The 22,420-nt window shown below is 51.0% G+C and carries 11 protein-coding genes; 1 reads left to right on the forward strand and 10 read right to left on the reverse strand.

Features of this window, described 5'->3' with window-relative positions:
• Window positions 1-124: 124 nt before the first annotated feature.
• The 8 genes from bcsA to ACO0LL_RS27030 form a co-directional block, all read right to left on the reverse strand.
• Entirely contained in the window at window positions 125-4,681 is a 4,557-nt protein-coding gene (gene bcsA, locus ACO0LL_RS26995; RefSeq protein WP_422953910.1) for a UDP-forming cellulose synthase catalytic subunit, read from the reverse strand.
• Window positions 4,682-5,449, reverse strand: a complete 768-nt coding sequence (gene bcsQ, locus ACO0LL_RS27000) for a cellulose biosynthesis protein BcsQ (protein ID WP_422953911.1) — start codon at window positions 5,447-5,449, stop codon at window positions 4,682-4,684.
• Window positions 5,446-6,258: a cellulose biosynthesis protein BcsP gene (gene bcsP, locus ACO0LL_RS27005; RefSeq protein ID WP_422953912.1), complete on the reverse strand. Its 813-nt coding sequence runs from the start codon at window positions 6,256-6,258 to the stop codon at window positions 5,446-5,448. Before bcsP ends, bcsQ (ACO0LL_RS27000) begins: the two co-directional genes overlap by 4 nt.
• A gap of 41 nt (window positions 6,259-6,299) precedes the next feature.
• On the reverse strand, window positions 6,300-6,791 hold the full coding sequence (gene bcsD, locus ACO0LL_RS27010; RefSeq protein WP_422953913.1) for a cellulose biosynthesis protein BcsD: 492 nt from the start codon (window positions 6,789-6,791) through the stop codon (window positions 6,300-6,302).
• Window positions 6,792-7,125: 334 nt separating this feature from the next.
• Window positions 7,126-7,893, reverse strand: a complete 768-nt coding sequence (bcsQ, locus tag ACO0LL_RS27015; RefSeq protein ID WP_422953914.1) for a cellulose biosynthesis protein BcsQ — start codon at window positions 7,891-7,893, stop codon at window positions 7,126-7,128.
• Window positions 7,894-7,936: 43 nt separating this feature from the next.
• Window positions 7,937-9,397 (reverse strand): metalloprotease TldD, encoded by a 1,461-nt coding sequence (tldD, locus tag ACO0LL_RS27020; RefSeq protein ID WP_422953915.1) that lies wholly within the window; start codon window positions 9,395-9,397, stop codon window positions 7,937-7,939.
• A 182-nt stretch (window positions 9,398-9,579) separates the two neighbouring features.
• Complete coding sequence (locus ACO0LL_RS27025) at window positions 9,580-10,374, reverse strand: carbon-nitrogen hydrolase family protein (protein ID WP_422953916.1); 795 nt, start codon at window positions 10,372-10,374, stop codon at window positions 9,580-9,582.
• Between the two features lie 60 nt (window positions 10,375-10,434).
• Window positions 10,435-14,613 (reverse strand): YhdP family protein, encoded by a 4,179-nt coding sequence (locus ACO0LL_RS27030; protein WP_422953917.1) that lies wholly within the window; start codon window positions 14,611-14,613, stop codon window positions 10,435-10,437.
• Window positions 14,614-14,978: 365 nt separating this feature from the next.
• Between ACO0LL_RS27030 and glnE the strand changes: the two genes are divergently transcribed.
• Window positions 14,979-17,708 (forward strand): bifunctional [glutamate--ammonia ligase]-adenylyl-L-tyrosine phosphorylase/[glutamate--ammonia-ligase] adenylyltransferase, encoded by a 2,730-nt coding sequence (glnE, locus tag ACO0LL_RS27035; RefSeq protein WP_422953918.1) that lies wholly within the window; start codon window positions 14,979-14,981, stop codon window positions 17,706-17,708.
• Between the two features lie 97 nt (window positions 17,709-17,805).
• On the opposite strand, the gene ACO0LL_RS27040 is transcribed toward glnE, so the two are convergent.
• Together ACO0LL_RS27040 and ACO0LL_RS27045 are read right to left on the reverse strand one after the other, a co-directional pair.
• Window positions 17,806-18,948, reverse strand: a complete 1,143-nt coding sequence (locus ACO0LL_RS27040) for an OmpA family protein (protein ID WP_422953919.1) — start codon at window positions 18,946-18,948, stop codon at window positions 17,806-17,808.
• Between the two features lie 97 nt (window positions 18,949-19,045).
• Window positions 19,046-21,865, reverse strand: a complete 2,820-nt coding sequence (locus ACO0LL_RS27045; RefSeq protein ID WP_422953920.1) for a beta strand repeat-containing protein — start codon at window positions 21,863-21,865, stop codon at window positions 19,046-19,048.
• Window positions 21,866-22,420: the final 555 nt, after the last annotated feature.

Here is a 22,420-nt window from a genome sequence, read left to right on the forward strand (position 1 = left end):
CTTATTTATCGTCACCTCAGAAAATCAGCACTGTGTCAGGTTTTAAATCAAGGAAATGGGCAGCGCTATCCAGTTAATTTACGTTTCAGATAGCATGCTGCCCAAACAACTCAATCCATTTCAATTATTTCTTTTTATCTTCCAGCGCCAGGCGGGATGCTGCTTTCTTGCGCAAAAAACGGAACAGCATGGTCGCAGCAATCAGCGAGGCCAGCATCAGGAAAATAATCATGATGAAAGGCTGGGTAGATAAATGCCATTTGAGCCAGGTCCACCATGGCAAACTGCCTGCGTAATAGGTTTCACCTATCTGTGCATTGGCGATGCGGTCGCCCTTGATGAGCACCAGATCACCCTGGAATTTGCTGCGCAGATCAGCCTTGTTCAAACCTGCGGTCAAGTCAGCCAGGCTGGCCGAGTCGCCAGAGGTCATGACAATCACGCTGTGTCCGCTGGACAATGGTGATTCAAACTGCATCATGGCACCAAAGGCATTGCCAGTCTTGGCCAGCATTTCACCGGCATGGCGTTCCATGGTATCGAGATCACGGCCAGCCCAGCGGGTCACGAGACGCAGGAAACCTGTAGGCAATTGCAGGCGGTTGCCGTTTTCATCCATGCTCATCGGCATGTATTTTGACCACTGCTTGAGCAAAGGCAGATTGCCGCTTGCACCTAACAGCAGGAAGTCTTTATCACTATGTTTTTCAACGTCGGCGCTACGGATCAGGGTACTGTTCAGTACCGGGTAACCTGTAGATTCACCCATGCGGCCCATGACATTGAGGAACAATTCCATCTCTTGTGCATTTGGGCGGTCTGGCATGACGATGGCTGTTTGCGCCAGGTCTGCCATGCGTGTGAACGGGAAGCCGGCATTTGCCATATATGCCAGATTAGGCATGGCGGCATAGTGTGGCATGTTCGAGAAATCGATCGTCGAATCAGGGTCTATGGCAGAGCGGACATTGTCGAGATACACGTCTTTACAGGCACCTTGTTTTGGGTAGTCGTAAAAGAAGTGGAATTGCAACTGGTTCTCTGCACCGATACGGAAAGTCGGCACCTGGATTTCATCCTGAGCATAACGCTGGCCATCCTTGAAGAACAGCATGACCGATTCCTTGATCTTGCCTTTATCGACCTGACCACCGGACAAAGGCAGAGAGCGCACGAACTCATCATTGATACCGATATTCAGGGTAGATTTGTCAACGGTAGGACGTGGCGTGAAACGGTAACGCAAATCGATAGGCACGCCTTCTTTTTGCCAGGTGAACAAATCAGGCGCAACGCGCAGGTTCACGCGTATCAGGTCTGGTGTCAGGCCATTGACTTTCAGTGCCGGTGGCGCAGCCAGTTCACCAAACTTGACTGGTCTGTCAGTAGGCAACCATTTTGGCGCATCGTAAGCTTTGCGTGGATCGATTTCTTTGAGGTTCTTGATCACGGCAGATTCGCCAGACATGGCCATCTGGCCCATGGTCAGGGCTTGTACGGCAATCTTGAGTTCATTGACATCACGTCCCAGCACCAGCAACAACTTGGCTTTGGGATTTGAAGGATTAGCCATGATGGCCAGAGTCGGACCTGAAATTGCGGGTAAAGTAATGCCTGCCGGTGCTTCATTGGCGGTCGCGAACAAAACGGCGTTACCACGTGGCAGGGTATTGGCTTCGATAGGGAAACGCGCGCCACGGTAAGAGGACAAGTGTCCAAACCAGGAAGCAACGACACCCGCATTACGCAAGACTTCCAGTGACGGTGTTGCGGGCAGGATGAAAGGCAGCTCTAGCAATTTGTTGTCGCGTCTGTCAAAGAAAGGCGCTGGCAACATACCGAGATCATTCGCCAGGGTCAGAGGGGAAACTGTCAATTCCAGATTGGTAGTGTGGCTAAGCTTGGCCCACAGACTGGAGTGATAAGGGTCTTCACAATCCCTGGTGTAATGGCCGATGAGTTTAAAACTGAGTTGATTGAAGTCAGCAAAAAAACGCGGATCTATCACGTCTTCACGCACTATGCCTTTGGACGTCTCTCTCGGCAAAGGAACCACGCTAACCAGTTCATTGTTGACCAGCACCTGTATGTGCGACAGGTCAGGCAATAAAGCAGGTGAATAGGCAATGCCATATTTAACCTTGGCTGCGGTAATCACCTCGTCGCTGCGTACAGTGAAGGGGAAGGAACGCTCGCCCTCGGTACCACGCAATTCGACACTGGAGCTGACGCCTATCATGTCCTTGAGGCTGATGTTATAGGTCTTTTGTCCACCGATCACCGATGTTGGCTGCAAGTCTTCCAGCGCAATTTTTTCAGTAACGGCAGGCTGGGCGGTAGCTGTGGCTGAAGCACTCGCGCTCGCATGTTTGGACTTGGCCAAGCCATCTTCATGGTGTGCTATCGCTGTCACTCCACAAAGTATGGCCAGAGCCGTGCTGCTGCCTTTGCGCGTTAATTTAGCTCTGACACTTGTCACGATGTTTTTCACGATGGACGCCTCATTTATTTTATTCATATGCCCTGTTCTTTCCGCTACGTATTGCTTCATGCTGCTACCAAACCTGCTGAACCCGCGCATGCTGTGGTATGCGATTTCTTTCAAACCATTCAGCGGGTGGTCGATATCCCTGTCGTTTGACCAGCTGAGCCAGACGTCGGCACGGCCTATAGTGCAATTGATCAAATCCATTTCCTGCTGCAAATCGAGCGGCGCGAATTGCACACTAAGCAGATTATCCTTGAAGAACACTGTCTTGGCCGGAAATACTGACTCCCCATTGGTGCCATACAGGGAAATCATCAAATCTTCATCCTTGTGCATCTGAAAACCTTCAGGTACACGGAAAGACATGCCACCCATGGAAAAATCTTCAGTACGGCAAACTATGGAGTGACCATTGTTCAAACGCAGAGTCGCATTCAATACTGCCCTTACCCTGTGTGTGCGTCTTACCTGTTTGGATTCTGTTGCCACGGCAAGGGTAGCACCAAGGATGACCAGGTTATAAATCGTCCACAGCATGTTCAGGATGACTGTGTCCATCTCATAGGTGTTCCACCACAATGCGCGGCCAATACCGACAAAGAATCCCAGCACATTCATGCCCAGCATGATCAGGTAAGGCTTGGAAATCGACCAGTCAAAATGCTCCTGCTCCACCAGACCACCTTTGGCAGTCACGTTGAATTTACCAAGTTTTGGATTGATCAGCGCCACCAGTGTGGGGCGGAAAATATACCAGGCCAGTGTCGCTTCATATACCTCTGCCCAGAAGGAATGCCGGTGCGCACCCTGTATGCGGGAGTTGGTCAGGTTGGCATGCAAGAGATGGGGCAAGGAATAAGCCGCAATCGACAAAGCCGAGGCCTTGATGATATGCACTTCAAAAAACAGGTAGGACAACGGTGCCAGCAAAAACACCATGCGCGGCAAACCATAAAAGAAATGCAGCATGGCATTGCTATAACAAAGCCGCTGACCAAAACTGAGCCCCTTACCGAGCAAGGGATTATCAGTCCGGAAAATCTGCGCCATACCCCGCGCCCAGCGTATACGCTGACCAACGTGGGCCGACAAACTCTCCGTCGCCAAACCAGCTGCCTGTGGCAGTGCCAGATAAGCAGTGTTGTAGCCAAGGCGTTGCATTTTCAATGCGGTGTGTGCATCCTCAGTCACGGTCTCAACCGCAATGCCGCCGACTTCTTCGAGATAGGTACGACGCAGGATGGCGCAGGAACCGCAAAAGAAAGTCGCATTCCACAGGTCATTACCGTCCTGTATCAGACCATAGAACAGCTCACCTTCATTTGGCACATTGCGGAAGGTTTGCAAATTGCGTTCAAAGGGATCTGGCGATAGAAAATGATGGGGTGTCTGTACCATCGCCAGTTTGGGATCAACCAGGAACCAGCCCATCGTATATTGCAAAAATGAGCGCGTCGGCATGTGATCGCAATCGAAGATCGCAACGAAATCGCCGGTCGTGCGTTTCAGGGCAGCATTGATATTACCGGCCTTCGCATGATTATTATCCGCACGGGTAAAACATTGCACGCCGACTGAGGCGGCGAATTCGGCAAAGGCAGGGCGACGTCCGTCATCAAGAATAATAATATTGAGTTTATCCTTGGGCCAGTCTATGCCCATAGCCGCTAGCACGGTAGGCTTAACCACAGCCAGGTCTTCGTTATAGCTGGGGATGAACAGATCTATCGTAGGCCAGGTCGAGGTATCTGGCGGCATCATCACTGGCTTGCGCTTCAAGGGCCAGGCAGTTTGCAAATAACCCAGCAACAGCACCAGCCAGGCGTACACTTCAGCCATGATCAGCACCAGTGCAAAGAACAGGTCGATCAGATTATCCGTGCCTATGGTGTAAGTGATGCGCCAATAGATATAGCGGCTGGTGGCACTGATGGAAAACATCACCATCACCAGTGAAATCAGCGTACCGGTATACCGGCGCAGATACAGCGCAGTACTGAAAATGATAATCGAAAACAGCGTTTGCAGCGGCAAATCCAGCGGGATGCTGATACTGGTCCAGTACAAAAACACTGCAACCATCAAAGCCAGAAAACGCGGCGTCTTGCGCTCCCAGCCTGGCCAGTTGACCATGGCACGCCCCAGGTCGTTAAGACGACCATAGAGATATCGGGAGTTAAGTATCGAGCGCATTTAATCTACCAATCTGAAATTCGTTTGCAGCCAGGCCGTCAACTCTTGCATGTCATGGGTAGCAGAACAATGCTGGGAGTAATACGATACCGGCGTCTGGCAAGCCAGCGCTTCACTGACTGCTTCATCCTTATGGATGGTCACTGGAATGAAGCGTTTGCCCAGGCTGCTGCGCAACATGCCAAACACATCACGGCTCAGTTGCTTGGCAGCGTCCATCTGATTCAACAGATAACAATACCCCAGAAACTCTTTGCGGTCAGCACAGTAATACTCAATCAGGGACTCTATCGATGGTATTGTCGAATACGATGCAGCATCCGGCTTCAACACCACCAGCGCATAATTTGCTGCGTGCAAGACTTGTTGCAGATAAATACTGGGGCCAGGCGGCGTGTCTATCAGGACCACGCTGTTCTCAGGCAAATTCAGGGAAGCCAGTTTATTTGCCAGCCATTTTGGATTGGCTTTGATCTCCTGCTCGAAAACTGCGCGTTGATCTTCATCTACGCTTCCATAGGGCAGGAAATCAACACCATAAGCGCTTTCAAACAACACATCTGTCCAGCTGTTCTCCATGGTTTCTTGCTGCGCAATACCGCTGGCATCATCATGTGCCATGCCAAAATGCAGCCTGAGCGCATTTTGCGGGTCAAGGTCCAGTATCGTAATACGGGGACCAAGACGGGCCAGGGATGCCGCCAGGTTTGCGGTAACGGTAGTTTTACCTACCCCACCCTTGGGAGAAATGACAGCAACTACCCTCATGGTTTAAATATTTTTTTAAAAAAAGAATTGCTGCCAGTATCGGCGGGTTTTGCTTCTTCCTGCTTGCCTGCAAGGCGACCAAAGACGGCACTGACAGCCTGGTCCTTGGCAGCAGGTCTGGACTTTACAGTCTGATTACGTGGCTCTTCAGCAGCTTCATGAGCTTGCTTCATGGGTATCGCATGTGCTGCTGGCAAACTATGTATGACGGTGGCGGCCGAAGGTGCAACAGTACCTACAGGCTTGCGTGTGCCGGCAAACGCTGCAATACCCGGCGTTGCTGCCTGAGCTTCAGGGGCAGGTGTTTGCGCCCTGGCGGAAAACAGGCCAGTACTGCCGGCTTCTTTTTGCTTGCCTGTACTTTGTTTGTTCGCCGTCGGCAAAATTTTTGACAAGAATGGTGAGGCTGTTTCTGGCTCAGTTTCTGGCTCAGCTTCCTGCTCTTCAGGCGCAACGTTTTGCATCAGCATTTGCTTTAAGGGCAATTGAGAACTATGTTTGATACCGGCATGAACTTCAGGTGCTGCCTGCAAGGAACTGGTCTTCACGGCAACCGACCTGGCCGCCGCAGGTTTTGCTGCAGCCGGACGGAATGGACTATCATTCGATGGTACTGGTGTGGCAAGGTCTTCTTCACGATGCCGGGCACGTACAGGTGCTACTGCGGGAGCTGCTGAGTGCAGATGCACATCACGCAACAAGGGCCAGCGCTGCTTTGCCTGTTCACTGTCAGCATCGCGATTGATTTCGCGATATGCATCAGTCGATTGCCCAAATTTCTGAAAAAGATTTTTTACGTCATCATCCATAATGTTCACCAGCTCCGGTTACTTGCAGCGTCACGATTCAATTAACGACGTGTGAAATAAGACGGCTCTTCTGACTGCTTCTTCAAATCAAATACAAATAATTGTCCATCTTCGAATACGCCAGCCCGCTGTGTCAGGCGCAAGGACTTGTCCATACCCAGGCCATCAAACCACTGGGCATAAACACCTTCCAGTAATGCCGGTGACCATTCCAGTGCCTGCTCGCCGAATGCCACTTTCAATGGCGAGGCGTGATGGGCAACGACCAGCGCATCGGCTTCTTCCACCAGCTCGACCCAGCCCCAGTTCATTTCTGACCAGACCTTGTTCATGCATGCTTCCAGCGCTTGCAGGCTGCTGCCGTCATCCACATGAAAGCCCGCAGCCATGGTGCGGCCCAGTTGATGCATGAATGCACGCAAGTCGCCAGGCTCACCTTTGGAAGCGAATTCAGCAGAAAATGCTCCGAGGAAAGATCTCCATTGGACTGAGCACTGCTGCTCTTCGTAATAACGGATAGTATTTGTGGACATGCTAATGACACCTTTGCGTTAACTTTTTCTCTATGGCTACTATCGTGACACGCAAATCATAGAGAGTGTTGATTCGTTGCGACTTTACCACTCGCCTTTATTGCTAGTCCAGCCTATATGAATGGTGAATTGTCAACAATTAATAATAAGACCAAGCATTTATAAAAATTTAATTATTTTGCAAACCATTTTCACAATTACGGGGCAAAAAGCACACAATATGCCGTTTTTTTGCCACGCAATGACAATTACCCATGCAGATAAATGGACTGACAAAAAACAGCTAGCCTCACAAATAGCTCACAGAATTTTAATCTGTTGGAGCATTTGAAACTCAGCGCCCGTTCTTCAATCCAGCCAGCAGCCAGTCTATGATTTTTTGTATGCTTAAAGACGCGGGATTATCCGGCTTGTATTCGAGCACCGGGCGCTCATAGGCGAGCGCTTCCTCGACTTGCGGACTTTCCTGGACGATGAAGGGCACCATGCGCTCACCCAGCCTGTCGGCAATCAGGGCTACCACATCTTGCGCCAGTTGCCGCTGCGAACCCTGGTTAACTATATAGGCAGAACCAATATCTGCCTGGTTCCTGTGCCCATAGGTAGAAATCAATTCTTCCATCTCAGGCAGGGTTGAATATGAAGCCGCATCGGCGAGTACCACCACCAATAAAAAGTCTGCCGCATGGATCGCCTGCTTCAGGTAAACCGAAGGCCCTGGCGGTGTATCCAGCAAGACGATGGCATTGGCAGGCAGTTTTGCAGCCTGCAACTTCTTGCGCAGCCAGGGTTCTTGCTGCTCAAGCACATCTTCAAAACGCATGCGCTGCTTCTCTCCGCCATTGCCAAAGGGGACAAAATTCAATCCAAACTGGCTGGTGTAGCAGGCATCCATCAACTTGGCGCGTGCCGCCGTCAACAGGCTGACGCCATTGGTCTCGCCTGCCTCAAGGCCACCAAGATGCCATTGCATGGCGTTTTGCGGATCAAGATCAACAATAGTGACAGGAAACCCGCGCTGCGCCAGGCCGACACCCAGATTCGCGGTGATCGTGGTCTTGCCGACCCCGCCTTTCGCAGAGACAATGGCAATGACTATCATGTGCGCAAGCCCGGCATGTCAATACATGGAGAGCCACCAGCCATCAGGCAGTGCCCCCTACTGTCAGGCCTTCTATGCGCAGGCTGGGCTGACCAACGCCTACCGGCAAACTCTGTCCTTCCTTGCCACAAACACCAATGCCTGAGTCCAGGCGCAGGTCATTGCCTATCATGCTGACATGATTCAATACTTCCGGGCCATTGCCTATCAGGGTAGCGCCCTTGACTGGATAGGTTACTTTGCCGTTTTCTATCATATATGCCTCGCTGGCCGAAAATACGAACTTACCGTTCGTTATATCGACCTGACCACCGCCAAAGTTGACAGCGTAGAGACCATTTTTAACAGATGCGAGAATTTCTTCGGGATCTTTGTCACCGGCCAGCATATAAGTGTTGGTCATGCGAGGCATGGGCAAATGGGCAAATGATTCACGGCGGGCATTACCAGTCACCGGCATTTTCATGAGACGCGCATTCATGGTGTCTTGGATATAGCCTTTGAGGATGCCATCTTCTATCAGTGTCGTGCACTGGGTAGGATTGCCCTCATCGTCCATATTCAGGGAACCACGGCGGTTCACCATGGTGCCATCATCCACTACCGTCACGCCTTTGGCTGCGACACGTTCACCTATGCGACCAGAGAAAGTGCTGGAACCCTTGCGGTTAAAGTCCCCCTCCAGGCCATGACCTATCGCTTCATGCAACAGTACGCCAGGCCAGCCAGGGCCAAGTACCACGGTCATCGGTCCAGCCGGAGCCGGACGCGCTTCCAGATTCACCAGCGCTGATTTGACGGCTTCGTCTGCATATTGCTCCAGCAATACATCAGTGAAATACGAATAATCATAACGGCCACCACCACCACTGGTACCCACTTCACGGCGACCATTTTGTTCAGCAATGACCGTCAGTGAAACACGCACAAGAGGGCGGATGTCGCCAGCAATCACACCGTCACTGCGTGCCACCAGCACCACATCATATTCACCGGCCATGCTGGCCATGACCTGCACTATGCGCGGGTCTTTTGCTCTGGCGATTTTCTCGATTTTTTCCAGCAACTGGACTTTTTGATTGGCGTCCATGGAATGAAGGGGATCATCACGCAAATACAGTGAGCGGTTATCCAGACCTTTGAGGCTGGATGCCACCTGGATTTTGCCAGTACCCTGACGGGCGATAGTACGGGTTGCCTTGGCAGCATCGGACAGGGCTTGCTCAGATATTTCATCAGAGTAAGAAAATGCGGTTTTATCGCCAGAAACGGCACGTACACCCACACCCTGGTCGATAGAAAAACTGCCAGTCTTGACTATGCCCTCTTCCAGGCTCCAACCTTCGTTGCGGGTGAACTGAAAATACAAATCGGCATAATCGACTTTATGAGTGAACATGCTGCCCAGCACCTTGCTGAGTTTGGCTTCATCAAGGCCAAATGGGGTCAGCAAAATATCGCGTGCGATAGCGAGGTGGCTCATGGCGGGATCAAATGGGGTCATAGAATAAATTATTTACACTGCAATTAAATTAGCGCACATTACTTGCAAAATATTTGCAAAACGCTGGCGCACACACTGACATTGTAGAGCATCTGCGGGTTTCTCTGGTCTGCTTACTTCGCTGATTGTCAGCTCATCTCAGTCCAGAATAAGTCCAGACTCAGTTCAGGCTTCCACAGGCTTCATAACTTGCGATGGCGCAATGCCGGCAAACTTTCGCGTATGCTGGCAATCAGGCTTTCATCAATGTCACCACTGACAATACCTTCGCCTTCTTCCAGTACGCTCAAGACCTTGCCCCAGGGGTCAATCAGCATGCTATGCCCCCAGGTACGGCGGCCATTCACATGCTTGCCGCCCTGGCCACAAGCCAGCACATAACACTGGTTTTCTATCGCGCGGGCGCGTAAAAGTATTTCCCAATGTGCCTGGCCTGTCGTATAGGTAAATGCAGCAGGCACAACGATCAGGGAGCTGGTTCCCAGCGCACGGAATAATTCAGGGAAACGCAAGTCATAACAAATGGACAGCGCCACCTTGCCAAAACCTGCATCAAAACTGCTGACCCGGTTACCGGCGACGATAGTGCGCGCCTCTTCATACGACTCTTCACCCTTGCTGAATCCAAATAAATGAATTTTGTCGTAGCGTGCAATCTGTTGCCCTTGAGGATCATAGACCAGGGTCGTATTCAAGACCTTGCCAGGTTCAGCGGCCTGCAGAGGGATGGTGCCACCGATGAGCCAGACACCCAGAGTACCCGCCATTTCGGCCATCATGGCCTGCATGGCCCCCTGCCCTACCGGCTCGGCAATATCTACCTTATCGGTTTCCTGCAAGCCCATCAGGGGCCAGTATTCAGGCAGTAATAATAATTTTGCGCCTGTGGCTGCCGCTTCCTGCAACATGCGTCTGGCAGTTGCCATGTTCTCTGCCAGCACGGGCGTGGATATCATTTGTATTGCTGCTATCTTCATATCACTCTCTTTTATCAGTATGTCACCGTCACAAAGCACATGGCTCCATTCCCGCCATACTCAAGGCTTGCTTGCCGCCTTGATCGCCGACGGATTGTCACGGCTTTCAACTTTGGTCACCGTTGGTTCTTTCCATGAACCACTGACTTTGTACTCAAACGTAAATGCCCTGCTCAAAGGTTCTTTCAAAAATAATTGAGCAAGAAAGGTGCCAAGGCCGATGACCGGATTCACCGCAAGGCCATAAACAACCGATGCCGTACCAACATTCACCACAGGAATGACGGTCACATGCAGATCCTGAGCTTCCCTGACCAGATCGGCATTTCCTTCCAGCAACACGGTCGCATTGACACCCAGCATCTTCAGATTATCGGTTTTTGCCACACCTTGCTGTATATGCGCAATACCTGCGATGGAGTCAAAGGCAAAACCATCAGAAAACACATCGCGGAAATCCAGCGTCAAACGGCGCGGTAAGGACTGCAAGCTCAACACGCCCAGCAGTTTCGCGGCCCCTGGATCTACCTTCAAAAATTGCCCACTGGCAAGCACCATCTTGACCTGGCCGCTCATGCTGGGTATGTCCATCGCAAAAGGCAGGCCATTCCATTGCACATCGCCTTCAAGTTTACCTTTACCACCACGCAAGACATCGGCAAAACCCAGACGTTCCAACAGCTTGCCTGAATTTGCAATATCCAGCACATAATTGAGCTGGGTACGCCCATCGCCGCCCTGACTGGCCCATTTACCGGTGGCATAAAAGTCTGCATCAGTATTTCTCAACAGCAGCCTGTTGATCTGCCACTCACGCCCGTTGCCCTGGCTGACGAGTTGATTAACTGCCTGCAGCTCCAGATGCCCGAGCTTTTTATTGAACAACTCAAAGTTTTCAGCAACGATGTCCAGACCAGGAATTTGTGTCGTAGTATTTTTTCCTTCCAGCAATTCACTGACATCGGCAGCGGCTGACTGGGGAATGATGAGATTACTCAGGCGTGCCGTGATACTGCTCAGCGCTTGCCCACCTGTACCCTCATTCCAGGTCAGGTAACCGGCAACCTGATTTGAATGTATATTGGCTTGCCAGGTTTTATTTTGACGGGAAACACCAACAATGACATTTTCGAGCTGCTTGCCCATGATATTCAATTGCGGCGTCCTGACAGCGACCGTGCTCGGTTCAAGGTAAGGCGATAAATCAACTTCGGCACTATCCCTTTCTGCACCGGCTGCATTGGCCTGCTGGCTCGCAGACGCTGGTGCCATCAGGCGTCGCCACTCGTCTATGTTCAGGGACTTGAATTCTATATTGGCGTTCAAACCGCTATCAGGCTCTGGTGCGGGTGCATTAACGCCTATTCCGCCACGTACTACCTGCCATGGACCACTGCCCTGTTTTTGCCGCGAATATCTGGTGTTGATGGAGTTGCCAAGACTGACGCGAATTTCATCACGCAGAGTTTGCGCATCCTGGCCTGCCTGTGGCAACAGCTCAAAATGCAAAGGCATGAGCTCTGCGCTGGCCTTTTTCAAGGGTGCAGGAAAATTCAGGGACATGCCTGCCATCGTTGAATCGACGATGATTTCCGGTTGCCGTTTTTTGACATGGATGCTGGCAGTGTAACGGCTGGCACCGCTGACACGGTCCGCCATTTTATCGACCATGCTGACGGGGATGATCTTGCGTATGCCATCGGCAGTGACGGTACCATCGAGCCTGACTTTAACGCTGTTATCTTTTTGCGAGCCGCCAGTAATCTGTACCGGGCCACCAAGCGCGATGCCTCTCAGCGTCCCGAGGTTGACCCCGGTTTCATTGAACTCCAGCTTGCCATTCAAGCCTGTTACCTGGGGAATGCCTGGTTGTAATACCACGTCATTATTAGCAAACTGCAAAACACCGAGGACTTTTGACTCTATCAAATGCTGTAAAGGCAATTGCAATTTGAGCTGCAAAGCAGCAGGTGCCGAGGTTTTGGCCTCCTTGAGAAAATGCCCCAGCCAGCCACTGACCGGACTCGCCCCCACATACGCCAGCATATTTTGCAGACTGCCACTGACCGCGCCATCAATACTCAGGATGGCACCATGCTGCGACAAATCAGGAATAATCGCCTTGACCTTTTTCAGATCGACACCCAGGGTTTTGGCGGTGTCGCCAGTAATCTCCATCCTGGCTTTATCAAACACAAAACCACCTTTGATGTCATCAATGACTGGCCACAGGGGCTTGCCTTCTTCATTCAGTGCGCCGGCAGAAAAATCGAGTTTGGCCCCAGCGAGGCTGCCCTTGATCAGGAATTCACCCCTATGGTTTTTTTTGCCGTCCGTAGTATGGAATGGAAAATGCGCGAGATCACCCCGTATGCGCACGCTGACATCATTGGCCTTGCCTTCCAGTATGGAGTTCAGTAGCCAGTGCCGCAAATGCTCTTCTGCTGCGGCGGGAATGTAACGGTCAAGCTGCTTCAGATCGAAGCCTGTAATACTACCGGTCAAATCCACCTCGCCCGGCTGAGCATCAGCACCGTGACGCATGGACATGATGTGCTTGCCAGACAAAATGGCGCGCATGCCTTCTTGTTGCGCTTCCATTTTATGTATCTGGAAAATCAGCTTGTCTTGCTCAACAAACTGCCACTGCGCATGCATGTTCAGACTTGAAAACGGCATGAGGGGATCAACAAAATAACTGGACAGGCGCAAGGACAGGTTTTTGGAATCCAGCACGAAACTGCCGCCCTTGTCATTGGCCTCCAGGCTGCCGGACAGGTTTTCAAATCCTGGTATTGCAGGCACAGCCGCTTTTGCCGGAGACGTGGCGGTTTTGGCTCTGGCAAGTTGCGCTGGCTGCGCCGTCATCGACAAGTCGATGAACTGCCCTTTCACGCTGTAAGACGATACATCAGGATAAGTACCCTGCCATTTGGCAGTGAAGTCACGGAGTTGCCCTTTGGGTGCGAAGTCCAGCATCATCTGCCTTTGGTCGTTTGGCAAAGGCAGGTGCTCGGCAAAATTGGCCAGTGTCTGTAAATCCAGGGTCTTGGCGTACAACTCTACTTTTTCGGGCTGGCCCTTGTCACCGGGAGTAAATGTTTCCTTGATGGTGGTGGCAGGTAATTGCAGGCCCTCGCGGGTGCGCATGGAAAAATTAACGAGCGAAACACTATGGCCAGCCTTGCCCATCAGGGCCGCCAGGAACTTGTGTGTAGAAGTCTGGGTTTCGCTGGCGACGAGGCGGCCACTGACCAGGGCCATGTCCAGCTCAGGCAGATCAGCGCGGAACTTGCCCAGTACATCAGCCAGGCTGAGGTCTGCAGTCAGGTCTGCCAGCCTGCCCTTGTCCAGATGCAGCCAGGCACGCACCGAACCATAGGCTTTCTTGACATCTGCCGGGTAGTCTATATAGGCCTTTAATGCAGCCAGGTCAGTACGGCGCAGATCGGCGTACAGATCGCCAGTCCATAAAGAAAAGTCTGAAATCTTTTTGGCAAAAACCGGGTGCTGGAAATCGCCTCGTATATCCAAAGGCGCAGAAAGGCTGGTATCAGGCGTTGCCTTAAGGGCAAACCTGTGATTGCGCCACTGGTTTTGCAAGAGGAAATTCACATCCGGCAATTTCAGCTCTGCCGCATTACGCAGTTTATCTGTCCAGCGTACAGACCCCTTGCGTATCAATACTTCATGCTGGGCCAACACCCAGTCCAGGCCCTGCCCCTTGCTTTCAGCAGCAGGATCGATATGAAAACCGCCGACATAGATTTTGCCATCCGCGTCCCTTTGTATATCAAGAGAAGGCTGATTGATGACGATACGCTCAAAACGCAAATCGGCAACTGCGAGTGTCCACCAGGACATGGTTGCCGACACTTCGGGCAAAACCAGCGCGGCACCACCCTGCTTGTCACGCAGCACGACATTTTCCAGCGTCAGTTGTGGATTAAGGCCCTGCCAGGAAGCGCGCAGACTTGCAATCTGCAATTGCCGTCCGAGAGAGTTTGAAATCGCCTGTTCTATATCAGGCTTGTACCTGTCTACATTGGGCAATACGACATAGCGCAATACCAGCACCAGTATGCAAAACAGGAAATACAATGCCAATATCAGCCTAAGCGTGAAGCGCAGGCTTTTATCGCAAGTCCGCCAGGTAAAGCGACAGAACCGCCAAAAATGACCCGGCTCGTCGTCCTTGACTGCGGTGTTAGCAATGTTCTCTTGATCTGCTTGTGTCATTGCTAATGTTTAATTTGTTTGTAAGTAAAACTTGCGCAAAAACCATGCGCTTGCAAATGAGCAAGCTCCATTACCCTTGCGTAAATCCTCACATGCCGGGGAATATCAGCAAAACAAGCCCGGAATTTTTAGCATGCTGTCAGTAAATCAACAGCAATCATTATCAATTAAATAATTCCCACAACAATCAAGCTCAACCCACTCTGGCACTTGACATCAATTTTATACTCCCAAGGAGTATAAAATTAATTACTGCTGCTTGCATAGTCCCGGCCGCCAATACCAACCCTGCCCGACTCTTATCGCTTAAAATCAATCACAACACTGACCATATCTGTCCATTTCAGCTTTATTACAACCCTATTATGACCGCAAGCACCAGCATGAACGCCGAAATTCTCCAGGCCTCCCGCTTTTTCACTCATTGCATGGAAGCAGATGCCAGCCGAAATGAGCAGTTACAGCAAGTTTCTGAATTATCCTTGAGCCCGGCCCATTTTGCGCAGTTTTTACAAAAAGAAATATACGCAGGTGTCACTCTTAACAAAGCCATGCGCCGTCTGCGCAAACTGGTGGTCTGCACCCTGATCAAGCGCGATTTGTGCGGCCAGGCCGATCTCAATGAAGTAATTACGACAATCAGCCTGTTTGCGGATTTTGTCGTACAACAGCATCTACAAGCCCTTAATACCGAAATGCAAGCCATGCATGGTATTCCCATAGGGGAAGAAAGTGGCACGCAACAAGCAATGATTGTGCTGGGTATGGGCAAACTGGGTGGCTATGAGCTCAACGTCTCTTCTGATATAGATTTGATTTTTTGCTATGCCGAAGACGGCGAAACACAAACCACCGACTCCAGCCAGCGCAGCCTGTCCAACCATGAGTATTTCAGCCGCTTGGGTAAAAAACTCATCGCTGCCATTTCTGAAGTGACAGAGGATGGCTATAGCTTCCGCGTCGATATGGCCCTGCGCCCGAATGGCGCATCTGGCCCGCTGGTCGCCAGTTTTAATATGATAGAAGAGTATTTCCTGATACAGGGGCGAGAATGGGAGCGCTATGCCTGGGTCAAGGCCAGGGCAATGACGGGCAATGACTATGATATCGCTGCGCTGGAAAAAATCATCCGCCCTTTCGTCTATCGTCGTTATCTTGATTATGGCGCGATTGACTCCTTGCGTTCCATGCATGCCCAGATCCGGGCGGAAGTCGTGCGCCAGGAAACCAAACATCCAGAGCGCAGCAATAACGTCAAGCTTGGGCGTGGAGGCATACGGGAAGTAGAATTTCTGGCACAGGTTTTCCAATTGATACGCGGTGGCCGTGATGCCAGCTTGCGTGAACGCTCCACCCGCCTGACTTTGCAGACGCTGGCAGAAAAAGGCATCATGGATGCACCCATTATCGAAAAACTGCTGGACTCCTACACTTTTTTGCGCACTCTCGAACATCGACTGCAATATCTGGATGACGCCCAGACCCATACCTTCCCGGCCAGGGATGAGGACCAGTTGAGGATAGCGCAGATGATGGGCTGTGCCAGCGTGGCAGAATTGCTGGACCAGTTGCGCCCTCACCGTGAATTCATCGCCGATCAGTTTGATGCCATCTTCCGCGACAAGGCCGAGAACAATAGCGAAAATGAACAAGGCATGCTGGCAGTCAGCCTGTCCAGCCCTGACAGTGATGAACTGATCGCCGCCCATTTGGCAGGTCTGGAATTTTCAGCACAGGATGCGGCAGCGTTCAGCCAAAGACTGCAGGCCACCTGGCAATCACCGAAGGTGCAATCCCTGTCTGAAGCCAGCCGCATGAAACTGGTGGCACTGGTCAATAATGCCCTCAACATTATCGCCAGACAAAGCAGTAACCAATTACTGGCCTGGAACCGCCTGCTCGACTTCATGGAAGCCATCGCCCGCCGCGCGGCTTATCTCGCACTGCTAACTGAATACCCGCATGCTTTGGCAAGGGTGATACGCATGATGGGCGCGTCTGACTGGGCAGCCAAGTTCCTGACCCGCCATCCTCTGCTGCTGGATGAATTGCTGGATGAGTCTTCACTGCATCAGCGCCCGGACTGGTCAGCGTTCCGTCTGGATTTGCAACAGCATCTGGCGCAGCATATTGGTGACACTGAAAGGCAAATGGAAACCCTGCGTGAAATGCACCATGCCATGCAATTTCGCTTGCTGGCGCAAGATCTGGAAGGCCAGCTAAGCGTAGAACATCTGGCCGATGAACTCTCACAACTGGCCGACATTATCGTTGAAGCTGTCTTGCAATCTGCCTGGCAAACTATTGCTACCAGGCATAAAGCCGAGCCCAGCTTTGCGGTCATCGCCTATGGCAAACAAGGTGGCAAAGAGCTGGGCTACGCGTCTGATCTTGACGTAATCTTTTTATATGAAGATGAAGACCAGGAGGCACCTGCCAATTATGCCAAGCTGGCACAACGCTTCATTACATGGATGACTTGTCACACACCTGCAGGCATCTTGTTCGATATTGATATTGCCTTGCGTCCTGACGGAGCCAGTGGCTTGCTGGTGTCCTCAGTGTCTTCCTTTGCCCGTTACCAGGAAAAATCCGCCTGGCTATGGGAGCATCAGGCACTGACACGCGCCCGCTTTTGCGCCGGCGATGCCAGCATAGGTGCGCAGTTTGAGCAGATACGCGAACAAGTCCTGCGCCAGCATAGAGATATAGAGAAGTTGCGTACTGAAGTCATCGGCATGCGTAAAAAAATGCATGATGCCAACGTCAATCGCAGCGACCTGTTTGATCTCAAACAGGATGCGGGTGGCATGATAGATATAGAATTCATCGTGCAATTTTTGGTATTGAAATATGCAAACCAGTATCCTGAATTGACCGCTAACAAAGGCAATATCGCCTTATTAAAACGTTGCGGAGAGTTAGGCCTAATCGATTTGCAACTGGCTAATCAGGTATCAGATGCTTATCGCTTATTCCGTAAATTGCAGCATGGCATACGGCTGCAGGGTGAAGACCGCGCCAGGGTGGAAGGCGAAAGAGCCAGCAAAGAAGCGGGTGCGACCAAAGCTTTATGGGATAGCCTGTTCGCTTAATCCAGCAGAACGAAAAAATGCCGCTCAGTTTATATTCTGAGCGACATTTTTTTAAGCAATTTTCATAAGGTGGATAAAGATATCCTCTTATTTTCTGCTAGCGACGTGAACCAACAACTTCCACGGTCACACGACGGTTTTTGGAGCGCCCTTCACTCGTCTTGTTATCTGCAATCGGCTGGGTTTCACCCTTACCTTCGGTATAGACGCGTGTTGCATCAATCCCTTTGCTAACCAGATAGGCTTTTACTGCTTCAGCACGACGGATGGATAATTTCTGATTATATGCATCACTGCCTATAGAATCAGTGTGCCCAACGGTAATCATCACTTCGGTATCCATGCCTTGCAGCTTATTCAACAAATCATCTAGTGCCTGCTTGCCTGGTGGTTTGACGACGGATTTATCAAAGTCAAACAAGGCTTCTGCACTGAAAGTGATTTTTTCAGACACCGGTTGCGGCCTTGGTGGTGGTGGCGGATTTTGCGCAACAATAACGGGTATAGGATCTTGTTGCATTACAGGGATTGGTGATGCAACATAGGCTACCGGTCTGGCATACGCTGGCTTGCCAAACTTATAGACGAGGCTGACAGAATAAAAATCCACGTCGCCACGATTATGTACCGCATCATTGATGCGATATCTTTCTGCCTCACCACGCATTGCCAATGCTTGCGTAAATTTATACTCCAGGCCAACACCAACTTTTGGATTCAGTTTTTTCTCGGTGGGATTGGGATCTGTTATCGCGAACAAGCGGTTGCCACTGAAGTGAGCGTCAGCTCTGGTGTAATTTGCACCTACACGCCCAAGCAAAGAGAAGCGCTCAGTCAATGGTAACTGTCCCACCAGATCCAGATTAAAACCGCGAAAACCCACTTCACCGTTGATAGCTCCTGGCGGTGTGGTCGTCGCATTGAATCCAAACTTGCCAAGATCAAAGTAACCTGCCTCTATGGCAAAGTATCGATTCATTTGCTTGCCCATAAACAGCTTGAAGGCGGTATCACGCTCGTTTGATCCGAATGTCACAGAGCTTGCGCCATTGTCCATGAGACTGCGTACTATTCTGTCTTTGTCAATGCTGGTGTTTGCACGTCCGGCCCCCACACCCAAGTACCACGCATTATCTGCCCATTCCTGGTTGGTCCATGGTTCATCAGCTTGCGCCAGTTGACTGGCAAGAAGTGCACAAGCGAACAAGTTAAGTGTTATTAATTTTTTTGGCAGCGCCATAATTTTCTCCTGATGAATTTGCCGAATTTATTGAATGACTTATTGGATGATTTATTGAAAGAGTTCATCGGGAACTCTTTCAGATATCCATCTGTGTTTAACGTGCAATCACATTATTTTTAAGCGTCACAGCGCTGCCCGACAATACCCTGCCGTTTTGCAAGGTCGCAGTATCCCCCATGGTGATAGCTGCAGACTGCCCCATAATAGTTCCCTTGAACACGCTGTTTGCGCCAAGGGTTGTTGCTGACACAGGTACCCAGAAGACGCTGGCCGCTGATGCACCACCATTTAAGGCAACAATGGAATTCGCAGTCGTATTTAAAGTAGAACTACTGCGGAACAGATACAGGCCAGGGCCATTCATCGTGAAGGTACCAGTAATAGTGATGGCACCAGCATAGCAATACACACCAGGCGTGAACGTTTGTCCACCCAGATCAACACCGCTCGCTGAATTGACAGTGCAAGTGCGGCTATTCGCATCAGCAATGGCGACTTGCAAGTCGGCCAAGGCAGTGTTCAATATTGCACCGGATTTGTAATTGCTAAATCCTGCAGCCTGCACCGGATCAACCGTTTGCGATGGTGAGCCTACGTCGCCACTTACCAAGGTAATGCCGCCAGAGTTATTGGTAATCGATGCCCCTGCTAATACACCGAAACTGGCTGCACTACCAAGATTGATACTTGCCACTGGTGCAGCTGTCACGGTAAAACTGGTACTTGCTGTCTGCGCACCTTGCGTCGCCGTGATATTTGTCACACCTGCTGCAAGTGCCGTAGCTTGTCCAGTGGATGAGATACTAGCGACACTACTTACACTTGAATTCCAGCTGACCGTGCTGCTGATGTTATTTGTTGTGCCGTTTGAGTAAGTGCCGGTCGCCGTAAATTGCTGCAATGATCCAACAGGTACTGAGCCATTGACTGGCGCAAGCGTAATACCCGTAAGCGTGACTGCAGGTGTTACCGTCAAACTGGCACTACCCAGCTTGCCAACAAAACTAGCAGTAATAGCCGCCGTACCACCAGACAAACCATTGGCAACTCCCGTTGCTGATACTGAGGCAACTGCCGCATTGGCGGAAGCCCAGGTGACAGAATTGCTGATGTTAAGGCTGCTGCCATCTGCAAAGCTGCCGATAGCGACCAGACTCTGTGCGCCATTGACAGCTATGCTTGGCGAGGCTGGGGTCACTGCGATGGAATTTAAAGTTGCGACGGGCAACACATTAATTGTCACTGAAGTAGATTTAGTGCCAGATATCGCCACAACAGGTGTAGTACCAGGAGAGACTGCAGTCACCAGCCCACTTGCATTTACCGTTGCAATCGTACTTGCACCAGAACTCCAAGTGATGGTGTTTGTAATATTGGCGGTGCTGCCATCCGAGTAATTACCTGTTGCCACCAGATTCTGTGTAGCGCCAACAAGCAAACTCGCTGGTGGTGCGGCAATCGAAATCGAAGTCAGGGCCGGGCTGGATACGACAGTGAGTGTGGCTGTCGCAGACTTCGCATTCAAACTCGCTGTGATGACAGATGTACCTGCCGTCACACCCGTTGCTACACCGGTCGACAATATGCTTGCAACTGAGCTGCTGCCAGAACTCCAGGTAACCAAATTCGTCACATTGACATTGCTGGCGTCAGAGTAAGTACCAATCGCTACGAATGCCTGGGTAGAACCTATTGCCAGATTTGCAGTGACGGGGGTGATCGCAATAGAGTTCAAAGTAACAGCGGGTACGACAGTCAATGCGGCAGAACCTGTTTTACCACCCAGCGTTGCTGTGATAAGCGCAGGGCCGGTAGCCACAGCAGTAGCAAGACCATTTGGCAAGACCGTTGCAACTAAAGGTGAGCTCGTCGCCCAGGTCACACCATTGCTGATGTTTGCTGTAGTTCCGTCAGAATAACCGCCACTGGCGACAAATTGCTGGGTACTGCCAACCGCAACATTCGCATTAGGTGGTATCACGGTGATAGTAAGCAACACGGCAGAACTGACATTGATGGTCGTTGTCGTGCTCATGCCATTAAACGTTGCCGTAATGACAGAGGGGCCAGTAGCAATTGCAGTCACCAGACCATTGCTGGCTGTGACAGTCGAGACTGTTGCATTGGCAGGTGTGGCAGAACTGAAGCTGGTCGTCGCCGTCACATTCACGCTGCTACCATCTGAATATTTAGCCGTAGAAGTCAGCTGTTGCGTCGTACCTATTTGCATAGTCGGATTAGCTGGCGTCAAAGCAATGGAGAGCAAGCTTGCCGGTGTCACGGTCAGCAAGGTCGATGCCGTCCTTGCACCTGACGCTGCGGTAATGACGGTTGAACCGACTGCGACACCAGTCGCCAATCCAGTGCTGCTGATCGTGGCCGATGCAGGCGTGGCTGACGTAAAGCTGGAGATCGCTGTAATGTCACTGGTGGTGCCATCAGAGTAAGTTCCCATCGCTGAAAATTGCTGCTTGCCACCAACAGCTAAAGAAGGATTTGCCGGAAGCAGGCTGATCGATTGCAGAGATGCAGGCGACACTGTCACAGTCGCAGAGGCAAGTTTGCCACCGAAGCTGGCGGTGATAATCGCCGATCCACTCACCAGACCTTTGGCAACGCCAGTGTCACTGACGACACTAGCTATCGCAGGGCTGCCAGAACTCCACACGGAAGCCGTCGTGACATCACGGGAAACGCCATCGGCAAAGGTTGCTGTAGCCACAAATTGTTGCATACCACCACTTGCTACTGTGGCAGTAGCTGGGGTGACGGTGAGTGTAGAAAGAGTGGTTGATGGCAATCCCAAAATCGGATCGCGGCCCTGGTCACCACCGCCGCAACCGGCAAGGAATGATGTGATGAGCATGGCAGAGACGCACGCAAGCGGCCTCAGGTAGCGCTGTAGGATGTTCATTTTTGCCTTTTTTTATCAGATGAAACCGGTGCCGAGTAATTTCGGTGTGGCCGCAATACGGTGCTTCTTTCATATTTCAGAAAGCGACCTTGAGGTGAAATGAATAACCAGGATTAATTTCATTGGTTTCATTGATTTCACATGGGGGAGGCAGTCTTTATCCGTCCAGCTTTGACAGATTGACCAGGCAATTTCTGCTTGAGTAAGGTATCAAGCATCCCTTATCTCTCTTTTCACGTACGCTATCTGTGCGATAGCGCACTCATAAGCTATTGAATTTTTAATTGCATTTTTAAACAACAGTTATGAGTATTTTCGATTCTGGGGTGATGCTCTGATGATGAAACTTTCTTACGCACATCAAATAAAAAAAGCCGCCAGGGAATTTTCCCAGGCGGCTTTGCATGTTGACGAATTCAGGCTCAGGCCATAAACCTTGCCAGATACTCAGGCGAATTAATAAACTGCCCGATCAGCGTGACCACATCCGTCCCCGATTGCGCCAGCAGTGCATCAAACGTCGCCTGATCCGGCGCATGCCCCAAGAGACCAATG

It is taken from the genome of Undibacterium sp. TC4M20W (assembly GCF_049340245.1).
In the GTDB taxonomy this organism is placed as follows: Bacteria; Pseudomonadota; Gammaproteobacteria; order Burkholderiales; family Burkholderiaceae_D; genus Undibacterium.